General features: G+C 48.3%; 15 protein-coding genes. 9 read left to right on the forward strand and 6 right to left on the reverse strand.

The features are described 5' to 3' along the window. Positions 1–429: 429 nt before the first annotated feature. Complete coding sequence (locus HPY71_14485; GenBank protein NPV54699.1) at positions 430–1200, reverse strand: methyltransferase domain-containing protein; 771 nt, start codon at positions 1198–1200, stop codon at positions 430–432. A 189-nt stretch (positions 1201–1389) separates the two neighbouring features. On the opposite strand from HPY71_14485, the gene HPY71_14490 reads away from it, so the two are divergent. From HPY71_14490 to HPY71_14505, 4 genes are all read left to right on the forward strand, one after another. Then, the gene (locus tag HPY71_14490) at positions 1390–2391 is read left to right on the forward strand and encodes an IS110 family transposase (protein NPV54700.1); all 1002 of its coding nucleotides are present in this window, start codon (positions 1390–1392) and stop codon (positions 2389–2391) included. Between the two features lie 292 nt (positions 2392–2683). Beyond that, the gene (locus tag HPY71_14495) at positions 2684–3742 is read left to right on the forward strand and encodes an IS481 family transposase (GenBank protein NPV54701.1); all 1059 of its coding nucleotides are present in this window, start codon (positions 2684–2686) and stop codon (positions 3740–3742) included. 161 nt (positions 3743–3903) lie between these two features. After that, positions 3904–5112, forward strand: coding sequence for a glycosyltransferase (locus tag HPY71_14500; GenBank protein NPV54702.1), 1209 nt, complete (start codon positions 3904–3906; stop codon positions 5110–5112). After that, the gene (locus HPY71_14505) at positions 5113–6549 is read left to right on the forward strand and encodes a hypothetical protein (GenBank protein NPV54703.1); all 1437 of its coding nucleotides are present in this window, start codon (positions 5113–5115) and stop codon (positions 6547–6549) included. It abuts the gene before it with no gap. 25 nt (positions 6550–6574) lie between these two features. On the opposite strand, the gene HPY71_14510 is transcribed toward HPY71_14505, so the two are convergent. The 5 genes from HPY71_14510 to HPY71_14530 form a co-directional block, all read right to left on the reverse strand. Further along, positions 6575–7492, reverse strand: a complete 918-nt coding sequence (locus HPY71_14510) for a glycosyltransferase family 2 protein (GenBank protein NPV54704.1) — start codon at positions 7490–7492, stop codon at positions 6575–6577. Beyond that, the gene (locus HPY71_14515) at positions 7489–8820 is read right to left on the reverse strand and encodes an NAD(P)-binding protein (protein NPV54705.1); all 1332 of its coding nucleotides are present in this window, start codon (positions 8818–8820) and stop codon (positions 7489–7491) included. The genes HPY71_14510 and HPY71_14515 overlap by 4 nt, the downstream gene beginning before the upstream one ends. Beyond that, on the reverse strand, positions 8813–10252 hold the full coding sequence (locus tag HPY71_14520) for a flippase (GenBank protein ID NPV54706.1): 1440 nt from the start codon (positions 10250–10252) through the stop codon (positions 8813–8815). Before HPY71_14520 ends, HPY71_14515 begins: the two co-directional genes overlap by 8 nt. Before the next feature lie 192 nt (positions 10253–10444). Beyond that, positions 10445–11077 (reverse strand): ATP-binding protein, encoded by a 633-nt coding sequence (locus HPY71_14525; GenBank protein NPV54707.1) that lies wholly within the window; start codon positions 11075–11077, stop codon positions 10445–10447. Positions 11078–11177: 100 nt separating this feature from the next. After that, on the reverse strand, positions 11178–12437 hold the full coding sequence (locus HPY71_14530) for an IS21 family transposase (GenBank protein NPV54708.1): 1260 nt from the start codon (positions 12435–12437) through the stop codon (positions 11178–11180). Between the two features lie 349 nt (positions 12438–12786). On the opposite strand from HPY71_14530, the gene HPY71_14535 reads away from it, so the two are divergent. The 5 genes from HPY71_14535 to HPY71_14555 form a co-directional block, all read left to right on the forward strand. Then, positions 12787–13410 (forward strand): class I SAM-dependent methyltransferase, encoded by a 624-nt coding sequence (locus tag HPY71_14535; GenBank protein NPV54709.1) that lies wholly within the window; start codon positions 12787–12789, stop codon positions 13408–13410. A 125-nt stretch (positions 13411–13535) separates the two neighbouring features. Then, the gene (locus tag HPY71_14540) at positions 13536–13691 is read left to right on the forward strand and encodes a hypothetical protein (GenBank protein NPV54710.1); all 156 of its coding nucleotides are present in this window, start codon (positions 13536–13538) and stop codon (positions 13689–13691) included. Then, entirely contained in the window at positions 13688–14776 is a 1089-nt protein-coding gene (locus HPY71_14545; GenBank protein ID NPV54711.1) for a hypothetical protein, read from the forward strand. Before HPY71_14540 ends, HPY71_14545 begins: the two co-directional genes overlap by 4 nt. Positions 14777–14860: 84 nt before the next feature. Then, the gene (locus HPY71_14550) at positions 14861–15055 is read left to right on the forward strand and encodes a hypothetical protein (GenBank protein ID NPV54712.1); all 195 of its coding nucleotides are present in this window, start codon (positions 14861–14863) and stop codon (positions 15053–15055) included. 9 nt (positions 15056–15064) lie between these two features. Next, on the forward strand, positions 15065–15278 hold a 214-nt coding region (locus HPY71_14555; GenBank protein NPV54713.1), incomplete at its 3' end, for a hypothetical protein.

A 15278-nucleotide genomic window follows, 5' to 3' on the forward strand; every position in this document is an offset into this window, starting at 1 on the left:
GGCATTCAGCTCTGGACTACAAGAGCCCGGCGGAGTATGAAAGAATGCTTACGGAAACTGAAGAGGCAGCGGAGATGGCCGCTGCCACAATTTGAGGTGTCAACAGAAACGGGGCAAGTCCATCTTCTATTTGTGATTCCACTTCTAGTGTAGGTGCAATCAGGTATACTTCTCTAAAACGATTGCTAAGGAAATTTATATAGACATAATGCCAGTAATTTATTGAATATCTATTCCTGAATTTATACAGCCTGAAGCCCCCAAGGATTGCGATACTGTTATTTCCAGACATAGTTCTTCTCCAGCTCAACCACATCCCTTACTTGATAGTATCTCAGCATATGCCATTATCTCTAGGTCGTATTTCAACTCCATAATCTGAGATCTTTATATTCTTGATCGCTACATAAAATCAATAACAAACTTGACCTAGGATAACTGCTTGTTATGCTTCCAGCCAATGCCCTTCTTAGCGACAAGCAGCCATGTATCTTTCCACCCTGGGAAAATGCTTGTGACGAATGAATACATTGGCCTGATGGTCGATGGCAGTCTTTGTATCATGTGATCAACTCCTCGAAGCTCTAATATTTCCAAGTCAAGATATTTAGAGAGCTTGACTAAATCGTCTCTTACATACTCTCGAACATGCCCTCTATAATAACCACCATGCCAATAATAATCTTCATAACGTGGCATATTAGTTCTTCCGAACATCACAGCAATTCGCTTTCTGATATTTACCGCATTAGGAATAGTGACGAACAATATCCCCTCCGATTTGGCAAGCCTAAGTAGACCAGTGAGAACTTTCCGTGGCGAATTATGGAAGTGTTCGAGTACATGATGGATCATTATCATATCGAAATAGCATTCATCCTTAAATGGAATCATCTCATTTTCTATTAATCTAAAATCAATACCGATATTTCTTGCAAATGAAATTATCTTTTCTTTGTTATCCGATTCTCTGTGCCATTCATCTTGTAAATCATCGCAAGCAGAACATTGGAAACCTAGGTATTGAAGGATTGCTACTTTATCACAAGGCCCAGAACCAAAATCTAAGATCTTAGAACCTGGTTTCAAATAGCTCAGCACAGTTATCGCAATATTCAACTCTGCTTCTCTTTGATGCTCAATATATTCTTTGAAAGGGAAATCTTTGCTGACGAGCATCCTTGCTTCTTCCGGCGTCACAATCCTTCTCACCTTTCTCTGAATTCACTAATGGCCAATCCTATAGTGAATAACTCTACACAACTATTATTTATATCCGTGACCAAGAATCTCCTCAAGTAGTTCATGTGTATTAGTTAACATGAAAGCGCCTGTGTGAACGATAAATCCTTAAAACGTAGGAAGGGTTTATGAAAGGAGGCACACAGGATGCTTAGCATCGGAGTTGACCACCACAGCACATCATCTCACCTGACAATCTGTGACCAAGAGGGAAGCGTCGTCCTGAGCAAAAGGATACCCAGCAACAGAGAAGAGCTAGCAAGAATAATATCCCGCTATGATGAACCGAAGCAGGCCGTGCTTGAGGCAGGCTACAACTGGGGTCGGATGTACGACTGGCTGGATGAGTTGGTGGATGAGGTATTCTTAGCTCATCCCCAGAAACTGAGGGCTATCGCGGAAGCAAGAATAAAGAACGACAAGATAGATTCCGAGATCCTGGCACAGCTGCTCCGTAGCAACTTGATTCCACCGGCCTTCGCCTTCTCCAGAGAAAACAGGGCGGTGAAGAGGGTGCTCCGCCAGAGGATGTTCTTAGTCAAGCTGAGAACCATGCTCAAGAACAGGATTCACGCACTTCTTATGCAGCACGAGATAGAAAAGCCTAAGCTCACCGATCTTTTCGGCACCCGCGGCATGGCATGGCTTCAGGCGCTCGAGCTTCCATATCCCGATGACGCCATATTCAGAGAGGATCTTGTGCTACTGCATGAAGTAACCAGTCGTATCGGGAACACGGAGAGCCTGCTGGAGGAGATAGCGCGAAAAGACCCCGTGGTATTCCGCCTGCGCAGCATACCTGGCATCGGTAAATATTTCTCCATCTTGATCAGATACGAGGTCGAGGACATGAGCCGGTTCCCCACCCCCAAGAAGTTCGCCTCATACGCCGGCCTTATCCCCTCCACCCACTCCTCCGGCGAGAGGACCTATCATGGCAGGATAACCAAGCAGGGGAACAAATATCTACGCTGGGCACTGGTTGAGGCTGTCACTGGGGCTATTCGAGTATCGCCGCAACTGAGGACCTTCTATGAAAAACTCAAGAAACGCAAGGGTGTAAAGGAAGCCCAGATCGCTACGGCCAGGAAGCTCGCCGAGATCATCTGGCATGTCTGGAATGAGGATCGCCTCTATGAGATTCGATAGATATCTTTGGGACCCGGTTGCCCTCTCTTGTGACTAGGCTTTAAGGCCTCTGTATTAGTTTAGGGAACCAAGGGTCCAATGGTTAAGATGTGATGGCTCATTTGAGCCAGGCACCGATGGAAGTATGACCGGAGTGTCCTATCTCGGAAAATAATATTGACAGGCGCCTTTCATGGAAGTCACTAGCTTACCGGACACTCACCCTCCTAGATAGCAAAGCAGTCACCCCGTCCCTTTGGGTACAATTGACAGGATGTGTAAGGACCGTCAAGCGTACCGAAAGGAGACTGTGATGACTGCTAAGGAAAAGGTAGCACAGAGGAAGTTGTCCATGCTACAGCTGGCCGCAGAACTGGGGAACGTGAGCAAGGCCTGCAAGATCATGGGATATTCCAGATCCCAGTTCTACGAGATCAAGAGAGCCTTTCAGACCGGGGGATTAGAAGCGCTGCTAGACAGGCCTTCCATCCCCGTATCCGTCCCCCACAAGGTGGCGGAGGAGATCGAAGCCAAGGTCATAGACCTCTCCATCGAGCACCCCGCCTGGGGGCAGATGAGGGTGCGGGACGAGATGATCATGCGAGGAGTGGTCTTAGGCGCCACTACAGTGCGCAACATCTGGGTGCGCAATGACCTGGAGACGAGATACAAGCGAATGCTTGAGCTGGAGAAGAGGTCGGCAAAGAAAGGGTTCGCCCTCACCGAAGAGCAGATAAAGCTACTGGAGAAGCACAACCCGGAGTTCGCCGAGCGGCACATAGAGACGCTGTATCCAGGCTATCTGCTCAGCCAGGACACCTTCTACGTGGGCACGCTCAAGGGCGTAGGCAGGCTGTACATGCAGGCGGTGGTGGACACCTACTCATCCTTTGCCTTCGCCAAGCTGTATACGGCGAAGATCGCCATCACCGCGGCGGATATCGTATTCGACCGGGTCCTGCCCTTCTTTGCTGGTGAGGGAATCGTGGTGAACGCGATGCTCACAGACAACGGCAAGGAGTACAAGGGCAGGCTCGATGAACACCCCTATGAGCTGCTGCTTTCCCTCCACGACATCGAGCATCGCTTCACCCGGGTGGGAACCCCCCGCACCAACGGTTTCGTGGAGAGATTCCACAGAACGGTGCTGGACGAGTTTTTCCGCGAGGCTTTCCGCAAGAAGTCCTATGCCTCGGTTGACGAGCTGCAGATAGATCTCGACGCCTGGCTCAAGCACTACAACTACGAGCGGCCGCACCGGGGCTATCGCAACCTGGGTAGAAAACCATACGAGACCTTCAGTAAAGGGAAAAAGGAAGTGGACAAGGGGAAGAAAGCTGATGATGATAAGGAGGTGAAGAAGGTAGCTTAAGGACGTGCCGGAGACCCGAAGGGACGGGGGCACTGTCCGGAAAGCTCGTGACTTTTACAAGTAGATCAATGCGAAGGGATAATCTGGTTGACGTCAATAGATTTGCCCTTTGCACGAGATGGTCTTATTCTGTTAACAATAGGACAGAGGTTGATAGTATTATGATAAGAGTGCTTTTTATCTCACGCTATCCAGGGCCCCCCTTGCATGGTGGAAACATTTATATAAACAACATTTTGAATAATTTGGATAAATGGATCACAATAAGTATGGTCTATTACCTTGACTACGAAGACGATGATAACAACCGTAATGAATACTTAACGAGTACCTGGTCATGCCTAGATGAGGTAACCGGCGTTAAATGCCTGGTTCCCTTAACTCATTGGCAGCGTTTGCGAGGCCTTGCTTCAAGCCTTCCCCCAGGCGTCTACTATACCACTCATGCTGTTGGTCACAGAATATGTGAAGTTGCGGCTGAGCTAGTAAGCAGAGGGAAGGTGGACATAATTCACTTGTGGAGCGCAAATCTAGCTCATAGCTTGAAAGATATTTCTCAAGTTCCAAAAATCCTTACGTGCGGCGACTCATTCTCCCTTATTCATAAGAGTTATGCTAGAAGAAAGAAGTTTCCATTAAATATGTATCACCATCTTGTTTCTTCGCGCTTTATACGATACGAACAGTCCGTGTATCCTTATTATCAGATTGTTGTGTTTTTTTCAGAAAGAGACAGAAAGTCAGCAAATCTATCGGCAGAGATAAGACAATTGGTAATACCAAATGGTGTTAACTCATCGCTTTTTACTCCGAAAAATATATTGAAGAAAAATGAAAAGCCCATACTTGCTTTTCACGGTGACTTTATTGGAAATTATGCTAATATTGAGGCTGCACGATTTATAATTGATAGAATTGGTCCTAGACTTTCAGCATTCCTAGGAAATAATGGTTTTGTTATTCAAATCTTTGGGATTGGTGCAGAAAATATACTTCAAGGCATTGATTTTCCCTGGTTAGAAGTGCATGGTTACATAGACAATATTGTGGAAAAATTGTCACAAGCTGATATCTATTTGGCTCCCATATTCTCCGGAGCCGGTATTAAGAATAAGGTTCTTGAGGCTATGGCTTGTGGGCTTCCGGTTATCGGTACCCGAGAAGCTTTTGAAGCCCTTGCTGTTAAAAACCACTCTCATTGCATAATCTCAAATATTGAGACTTTTACTGATCATGTTGTTAAATTAGTTGAAGATAACGCTACTCGAATTAGCATTGGTCTCAACGCAAGAAAGCTGATGGTTGATAAGTATTCATGGAAATCTGTTGCTCGGCGGTATTGCCAATTGTACGAGGAGTTACTCACTTAGATGTTTATAATTTTATGGATCATTTCAGTAATAGCTGCTATTTTCTTACGATACGTATTTGAACCTTCAAGCTCTTCGTTGTTATTTATTTCTATTTTTTCTGCATTATTAGTCTTTTCATATCTATTGGAACAGAAGAAGTTCGGAGGGATGAGACATAACTTTCTGGGCATTCTTTATGTTGTCTTTTTTATGCTTAATTTCTCACTTCGGGGAATAGTCTTATCTTCGCATTCAGCCATAAATAACGCACCCTATTACTTGGACGATAACAGTCTAATTCAGGCCATGCTTTATGCTTTATTGGGCCTCGGCTTTTTCTTGCTTGGATTTCATGTTAAGAACACCTTCTTGAAAGCAGAGAGCTGGGGGCATTATATATTCGATCGGGATTTTTCTACAGCAGGCCTTTATCTTTTCTCCATTATAGGGGCTATAAGTATGTTAGTGGCCTCTCTAGTCTCCTTTTCCACTTCCTATCTCACTACAAACTTGAGTTCAATTCCTTCACAAATCGGGACCTTAGGCCTCATTTCGACCTTAATTATCTTATTCCAAGATGCTAATCGTGCCTCTATGTTCCGAATCGCCTGGTGTGCCTTCTGCTTGTTAATCTTTGCGGCAAGCTATTTCATCCTCGGCATGAGATGGGCTCTAGCTTTTGTCTTCCTCTATGTGGTTTTCTATCTTCTTCTAACGAAAGGGAGTATAGGATCAATTATCAAAGGAAAGGGTTTTTGGATATTGGCAGTAATTACAGTCCTTCTATTTATTCTCTTGTTTCCGGTTATGTCTATTTATAAAGGTTATCTAGGCTCTTCGTTTTTTTCAAAGAGTCCATCAGAGCGTCTAGAAATGGCTGTTGATATATATAGAGGAATAGCAATTGGGTCCTTACCAAATAAAGACAGAAATGATTTGAGCTATTTCTTTGATAACCTGTCGAGAAGAACAGGTACGGGGCTGGATTCTTTATCTATACTTATTGCAAACACGCCAGATATTTGGGAGTTTCAATATGGTAAGACATTCTTATTGGGTTTTCTTGCACCTATCCCGAGATTCTTATGGCCTTCTAAGCCGGAAACAAGTCTTGAGGGAGAATTCTACGAAAAATATCTTGGTATGAGCAGATTATCAGGGAGAGGCGGTGCTGGATACACGACTGTTGGCGATTTTTGGCTCAATTTTCACCTTCCAGGAATTATCGTAGGAATGTTTCTCTTTGGCATTCTCCTTAGATTCTTCCAATGTTTTTGTATAGCCAGCGAAGACGCTGTAACTAGAGCTGGTGGCATTGTGTTCCTTCTAATATCTTCGCCCTACTTAGTAGATACGACGAGATCTATTTCCGCAATGGTTTCTGGGCTGTTTGGGCTTATAATTATACCTTTCTTTTTCTTGCTACTCATAAGCAGGAAAAGGGCGCAATATTAATAAGCTTGAAGTGATGTTTAATATACTATTTTTCTCCCATTCTTCCTCTGAAAAAGTCATTATAGGCAATTGCGTTCATCTTGAGATATTCCCACCTCATTTTCAATAAATGTGGCAATATTGAATATCGTAGCGACGCAACAAGCACCGGTATGAAAAAAGGCCGACAATTGTTCCATGCAAAGTATAATCTGTTTCTAGTAAAGTAGTAGGAACCAAGCAATGACATTTGTTTTTTCCTGTTTTCTATTTTATGCCATGCTCCTTTAATTGGTATATATAATATTTTCCAGCCCTTTTTCTTCGCCCTATATAGAAAATCTAATTCATCATAATACCAATAGTATTTCTCGTCGAACATACCAACATCCTCTAAACATCGCCTTGATATCAAAGTCACACAGCCAGTCAAGAAATCTACTTCTCTATTTTCGTCATATTGCCCCCTATCGATTTCTCCGTTCCCTATATGTTTGGTGTTACAGGTCAGCTTGTCGAATGTTCCGCCTGCAAAATTTAACATATTCCTATCGTTGAAATAGTAAATTTTCGGACCAACAGCTCCAATCTTTTCGTCCATAATCATCACGTTAACCATCTTTTTTAGGCAGTCTCTATCGATTATTATGTCATTGTCCAGCTTCAAGTAAAAAATACAATCTGGCGTGCTGGCATTTATTGCTTGATTGTAAGCCGCGGGGGCACCTAAGTTTCTCTCGTTTTCTATCAATCTCAGTGCGTGCCATCCTTGTTGTTGCATTATTTGAAATCTATTTCGTATTATATTTTGAGATCCATCAGTAGAAGCATTGTCAACAATAGTAATTTCAATTGATTTTGTTGGATAATTGAGTCTTGAAATTGAATCTAGTAAATCATCTAAGTGTTCAGCTCCATTCCAATTTGGAATAATTATACTTACAAGCGGATACTGCTCGCTCATTGTACTTCCTCACCTATTATTCTCTCGCATGTCTTGTAGCCCATCATCACAGCGTGGTCCATATTCCCTATTTCATATTTCCAGGTGCCAAATCTACCAATCGAACAGATATCATTACAATCTAGAAACGCTTTAATATGAGATAGCCTCGTGTCTCGGTCCTTAGTTGGGATCGGGTAAGCCTTGGGAAGAGTCTTAACGTATATTGAGACCACTTCTTCCGCCCCTTGGAGAAATCCCTCTGACAGCAACGCCTCGATAGTCCTTTCCACGATCTCATCCTCTCCCTTATCGCCCACGTGGGATGTCTCACACATAAGCGAGCTGAAATGATCAGTCTTGCCCCCAGGAACGTTGAACGGCGAATAATGCGAAAAGTTCGTCATACGGTAGAAAGGGACGCCGGAGTCGACGAAATACATCCAGCATTTGGTAGAGGGGTTTGTTCTTTTAGCCCCTACCCCCACAACAGTCACCTTGTTACTCTTGAGCCCTTGTGCCGCATTACTCAGCGCTGCATCTTTTTCGTCAAGCGCGCAGACAAGCTCATCCAAGGGCATAGTGCTTATCAGAATGTCGTATCCGTCTTCCTGGCCATCTGAAGTCGTTATCTTCTTCATATCGGCGCTGATTTTAATCACATTCTTACCAAAATCTACCTTGTGCTTTATGTTTGTTGACATACGTTTAAAAATGTTGCCCGTTCCTCCCTTGCTCGGAAACTTGAAGGTATTGTTGGGGCCCCAATCAATATCGTCTCTTCTTAGCGCGACATTCCCAGCCAGCCGCCAGAAACTCGGCACGCTCACCCTTTGCGAGATCCACTGATACCCCATCTCGTGCAGGTCATAGCTCCAGACCTTCCGGTTGTATGGAATCATAAAAGACCGGCATATTCCCTTGCCGAAAGTATGTTGCAGCCATTCCTCGAAATCCGCCGCCGCGCTTCGGTTTGGCCATAATCTAGTACCCGCTAAGCCCGCCAGGCATAATAACTGCTCGTGCAAGGGCAGATATTTCAGATTATTTTGAAATGGGTAGGGGACCCAGCTCCCTTTGTATCTTATCCATGCTTCCCGCTGGTGCTCAAGGTACTCGCCCTCCATTACCCTCTCGAAGATAGCGTTGAATGCCTCATCGTTGGAGAATAGGACGTGGCCTCCGAGGTCCCAAGTGAAACCCATCTCATCCCTGAAAGAGGCAGAAAGCCCGCCGACATAGTCCTCTTTCTCGTATATCTTCCAATTCTCATAGCCTAGATCATGTAAAGCCAGACCAGCGCCCAAGCCCGCAGGCCCGGCGCCTATTATTAAGATTCTCTTATCCATCTATGCTCCTGCCTAAGACATATCGTTTGAACAACAGAACATCATCTCTCGTTATCCCCTTCAATAATATAAAAGCGACGCAATACACCACGGCGCCGATAAGGATGTTGATCAAAACATGTAGGTTCGACCAAGCGATCGCCAGGCCCATGATAGCTGATGCCATCGCTGGCTTTAAAATGCAACTCTTCGCATTAATATATACAGCTCTTCTCAACTTGTTGACTAGAAATACGGCAATTACTGCAACTACAGATTCCGAAATAAGCGTTGCGATAGCAGCACCAGCCATTCCGAATGACGGTATCAGCATTAAGTTTAGAACAATATTCACCAACGCCCCACAACCCACACACAGCATATATACACGTTCCTGATCACAAGTCATGAGGGCAAGCCCAAAAGTCAATGTAAAAAAGATAACGATAACTGTCCATAAGAGTATCTGGAACGGCATGGTTGCACCATCGTAACTACTCCCATAAATAAGTACGAGTATTGGCTTGGCCAACAACGTTCCACCTACACCAATCGGAAGAGCCAGAGTGATATATATCTTTTCTGAGATATTCAATAATATTTTGAGCTTCTCTTGGGATTCTTTGAAATAACGTGCGGAAAGGGGGAAAAGTGCTTCCTGCAGAAGGCCTCCTAAACCTAGGATTACGAGGATTATCTTATAAGCTGCGTTATATAACCCAACCATTTCGTCGGTCTTCATAAAGCCAAGCATTACCGTGTCTAGATTGTAGTATATCCGTATCAAGACGATGGAAAAGAAAAAAGGAATCCCTATCTTGAGGGCATATCTAGAGAACTCCACATTAAAATAAGGTCTTATCCAGCCGCATTTTTTTATATATATAGCAGCCATGACCGCAACAGCTAGAGCCGCACTTATTATCGCATAAAGTGGCACTTTCAGAATATCCGATTGCTCCCTTACAAGCAGAAAAACAAGGCCTGAGTAAATCAAAGCCCTGATAATCCGTGAACAGGCCACAATCGCCATACGCTCCAGGCCCCTGAACACCCAGTCAATAGAGATGCCCGTGAGGATAATGGTGATAGAGTAAAGCATGATGAGGGCCTTATCCTCTGGGGGTCTAGGAATAAGGCTGGCAAATAGCACCATTAGCCCTGCAGCAATAGTCGACAGGGTACCTTGGAGAGTCACCACGCCATTTACGATCTTCTGTATGTTCCCTCTATTCCTTGCAACCTCACGGGTACCGAAAAGGTTGAGACCAAAGTCACCTAAAAGTATAAAGTAGGAGAGAATCGCTTGTGCGAAAGCCAAACGTCCAAACCCAACCGTGGTTAGCTTTCTTGCTAAGTATGCTACAACAATAAAGCCGATTGATTCGGTTATTAGTGTCGCTATCAGTAAATTAATAAGATTGCTTATAGCCCGTGCTCCACTCGTTTTCATGTGCTTATATATATCATGCCATCCAGTTCTTTAGCATCTAGTAGTTCCTTGCCAGGTTTCTGCGAATGATATTTCTATTCTGTCCTTTCTAATTCAGCTTCAAATCATTAACGTCTTGCTAGCTGTCAAGGGCGGGATAAAAATGTACCAAAAACGGCGGTTTAAAATTGTAGGTAGCAGAGCAAGTAAACGTCACTTCTTGGACTGACCAGCCCTCTTTGCCTTCGTTTTCGACTGTTCTCTCAGCCGATAGCTGTCGCCCTTGATATTGATGACGTGGCAATGGTGCAGGAAGCGGTCCAGAATGGCCGCGGCAAGGGTAGAATCTGAGAGGTACTCTCCCCACTCCCCCACCCCTTTGTTGGAGGTGATGATGACCGATGCTCGCTCGTATCTCGCCGAGATCACCTGAAAGAAGAGGTGGGCCTCCGCTGGCCCCATGGGCAGGTAACCCACCTCGTCGATCACAAGGAGGGAGGGCGAGGAAAAAGCCCGCATGCTTCTAGCCGAGGCGCCGGTGCGGGAAAGCCTCTCGATCATCTCCTTTAAGGTGGTGAAGTAGGCTTTATGCCCGGCCTTTATGGCCTCCACCGCAAAAGCGATGGCCAGATGGGTCTTGCCCACCCCAGGGGGGCCCAGGAGGAGCACGTTCTCCCGGTTCTCCACGAAACGCAGGTTGGAAAGCTCGGATATCACCTTGGGGTCGAGATCGGGGAGGCAGGTGAAGTCGAAGGAGGAGAGGGTCTTTACCTGGGGAAGACGGGAGAGGCGCATGAGCATGGCCTCCCTCTTTCTGGCCCGGGAAGAGAGCTCCTGGGCGAGCATCTCGGAGAGGAACTGGGTGAAGGACCACCCCTCTTTCGTGGCGCGTGAGATGAGCTCCTCCAGCCCGGAGGCGGTGGCGTCCAGGCCCAGAGAGACGAGGCTATCTGTGATCTCCACCGGTCACCGCCTCGTAGACGGAAAGGTCCCTCTTCTCCACCTCGAAGGGGGAGAGCCCCATGTGAGCCAGCCTTTCTAAGTGCGTGAAGGCCTGCTCCGCCCCGGGGACCCCGCGATAGTGTTCCTCCACCATGACCGTCACCCCGAGGCCCCGCTCCCTCCTTCTGTGGGCGCAGACGAGGGCCCCCTCGCGGGAAAGAAGATGCACCTCGGTGGGGGTGGCGCGCACCTTTACCTCCCGGCCGGCATATTCAGCGGGCGCCGAGTAACGGTTGCCCTCGAAGGAGACGAAGCAGTCCCGGGAGACCTTGCGCACCTCGCAGGTGGCGTAGAAGAAAGGCTCTTCTGGCAGGGGAAGCAGGTGGGGCCGCTCCAGCTCGAAGCGGTCATATGGCGCCTGGCCGGTGGTGGAGTGGACCCGGGAGTTGTAGCCATGGTCCCAGGCGGCGATCTCCGATGCCAGGTGCTCGGCGTCCAGGAAGGTGTGGGAGGAGCAGAAGCGCTTCACTGGACCGATGAGCCTCTCCACCTTTCCCTTGGTCTGGGCGCGGTAGGGCCAACAGGGATTGGCCTGGATACCATAGTAGGCACAGAAGCGCAGCCACTCCTCCGCAAGTACCGCCTCCTCATCCCGCGAGCGGGGGCGGACGACCACCGGCTTCATGTTGTCCAGGAGGATCTCGTAGGTCGTTCCACCGATAGCATAAAAGGTGTCGGTGAGCCCGCCGATGAGGGAGGTCCTGGTCTCATCGGGCACCAGGGTGGTGCGCCGCAGTCGCGAGAATCCCAGCATGACGACCAAGAAGATGATATGGAGCCAACCGGAGAGGAGCTGCACCCGCAGCCTTCCGAAGTCGGCCTGAGCTTGGTAGCCGGGCACGGTCTCGAAGCGCACCACCGCCAGGTTGGCCATCTGCTGTTTCCTCTCCCGCACATAGTCCTTGACGATGGTGTAGGAACCGTCGTATCCCAGGCCCTGAAGCCTTGAGGTGATGAGGGAGGCCTCGAGCTTGGGGCGCATGTCCAGCCAGGCGTCTATCAATGGTTTGAAATCGTCGAGCTTGGAGGACCTCTTCCTTTCCTTGGGCCGGGGTATCTCCTCGGAGCAGCAGAGCTTCTTTGCCGTCCGCCAGTCCATACCCAGGGCTAGCCCTATGTCTTTGTAGCTCATCCCCTGCTTCCTCAGGGCTCGGGCGTTCACCCACCACTCCTCTCGGTACATGAAATCCCTCCTTTCGTCCAAAGGAGGGATTCTTTCCGCTCTTCTTATCCGCCTTCCGGCGATGTCATCGCCATCGTCGCTCAAGCAAAGCAACTACATTTTTATTCCGCCGAATCAGGTACATTTTTACACCGTCGTTTACACTAGCCATAATACATATCACCTAAGTTGCCAGAAAAAAATAGCTATTTAAAGTGAGCATTGAGTGTTTTGCTACTAAGCAGTTGGTCACTTAAAATATATTCCGGGAAAAACTTTGAATGACATGGGGCGATAGAATGTTAGGATTAAGGGAATGTGTGTTATGAGGTTGAATGCATTTCTGAATCATGTGGTGAATGTATTCTTCAGTACAAGGGATTCTATATTTATGAAAGTTAATGGAATATCAAGCCCACCTGCGGGCACGGACTTGGTAGGATACGAAACATTAATCAGATTTATAAAGAGAAAAGGTTTATTACATCGTCCAGGTGACATTGTTGAAATAGGGACTTTTTTAGGAGGAGGAGCATTCAAACTTGCCAAGTACTTAGAAAGAATGCGGAGCCGAAAATTAATATATGTGATAGATATATTCAATATAGAATGCGACAAGACAATGAACACAGAAAACGTTGAGATGTCTTCGTTATATGAAAGAGCGCTACAACACTTTAACGGAAAATCTCAATGGGATATTTTTACAGAGGTCACCAATAATTGTTATAACATAAGAGTCATAAAGGGTGACTCGAAAGGCATACACATACCGGCAACAGACATTTGCTTTGCCTTTATTGACGGAAATCATGATCCTACATATGTTGAAAACGATTTTTACCTAATATGGAATAGGCTTGTTCCCAATGGGGTTATAGCATTTCATGACTATAAATGGGATTTACCGAAAGTTACAGAAAAGATAGATGAAATTATATTAAAGCATCGTAGTGATATATATAATATTTATAATAATAAACATAAACATATAATTTATATTACCAAGAAATAGGATGTTATTATATTTTTTAAACCTATTATACATAAATGTTTTAACCACTCGTAGGGCCCAGCCTGTGGGTCAGCGAACAACATAAACACTATTGCGATAACATTGCGGGATCATGGGGTTGTTGCGTGAAGCCAGATGTTGTGCGGCTGGGGCGGATGAGCGCGCTCATCCGAGAAGGGCCCACCGAGGGCGAGCGCCTCTCATCCGAAAGCGCGCATCGCTCATCCGGAAGCGCATACCGCTCATCCGGCGGGTTCATGGAAGGAGGTTTCGGGCTATGAAGGCACTGATGTCTTGCGTGTTGTCGGCGTTTCTCGCGGCTCTGTTGCTCGCGGTCATGCTCTGCCCCACTGTCGCTTTCGGGGTCACGGGCCATGAGAACGGCGTCCTCGAGGGTCCGAGACAAGGGGTGCTGTGCCAAGGGAATCCAGGGCAAGGGAACCCGAGCCAAGGGTCGTCGGGACACGGCGCAGCAGCCTTTTCCGCATCCCTCCCCACCGTGGCCCGGGCGGCCGGCGCCTCCTCCCTCCTTCCCACCGTGGCCCGGGCGGCCGGCGCCTCCACCCTCCTTCCCACCGTGGCCCGGGCGGCCGGCGCCTCCTCCCTCCTTCCCGCGGTATCCCAGGCCGGCGAGGACTTCGGGGCAAGCGACGGGGGGAGCTTCCTTGTAGGGGCGCATGAGGCCTCGACCACCTGGTATTTCGCCGCCGGAGCGGCCGGGGATGGCTGGGAGACGGTCTTCTCCGTGGACAACCCCGGCAACGTCCAGGCCAACGTTTATGTGGTTTTCTACACCGAGGTCGGCGAGATCGCCAGCCCCAGCTTCGCCGTCGGGCCCCGGAGCAGCTCCTCCTTCGACCTCTCCCAGCACCTCTCGGGCGCCGAGGCGGGGGCCAAGATAACTTCCAGCCAGCCGGTAGTGGCGCGGCGCACCATCTACGGCGAGGGATTCATCGAGACCAACCTGGGAGCGGCGTCGCTCTCGACCAAGCTCTTCTTCGCGGAGGGATGGGTGGGGCCGGGCTTCCTTAAAGACATATGCGTCATCAACCCCGGAGACACGGACACCGTCTGCACCCTGGAGTACCTGACCGCTTCGGGCCTCATAACCACAACCCACCCGGTGAAGAAGAGGTCGCACGTGACCGTGAGCGTGAGCGAGGATCTGGGCGAGCCCCAATCGGCCGATGTCTTCGTGGTGCTTTCCTCGCCCCAGCCCGTCCAAAACATGGGGTCGTATCTTCACTTTTTCCTCGCTTTGCTACAGGCGGACCTGGGGACGTATGGTGGGGTCGCATCTTGGGTGGAATCTAAACTCTGCGGTACCCGTCAACATATGAAGCGCCCGCTGCCGTCGGGTTCTTAAGGACAGCCCTTACCCGATGCATGGGGTCGTGGTCTCCGTCCTGAGGGCCAAACCGGCTTGATCACGTTACACGGCGGATCATGCATGACAACAGATATGAACCTTCACCCCGGCCTTAACGGGGAAGCGGATGGGGCCGGAAACGGTGCCGAGGGCCTCACGACCCCGAGGGCAGCATGTTACCGGGGACCGTGGATTGAAGATGTGACCCCAGGCTCAGACCCCAGGCTCAGGAGGCGGACGAGCAGGCGCTTCACGAGCTCCGTGAGCGCCAGGTAGATAAAGGCGATGGAGACGATGAGCCCCAAGTGGGCCATGGTGGGCTGGGTGAATTCGAAGAAGCGGCAGGTCCAGGGGATCACCGGCAGGGCTAATGTGAGCGCGAAGGCCACGATGGAGAGCAGGACGACGATGGCGGCGGGACGGCCTGCCCTCCCCATGGGCAGCCAGGAGCGTATGGAAAAGAGCAGCAACAGCTCGGTGATCACGCTGGCGATGAACC

Source organism: Bacillota bacterium (assembly GCA_013178125.1).
Classification (GTDB): Bacteria; Bacillota; SHA-98; order Ch115; family JABLXJ01; genus JABLXL01.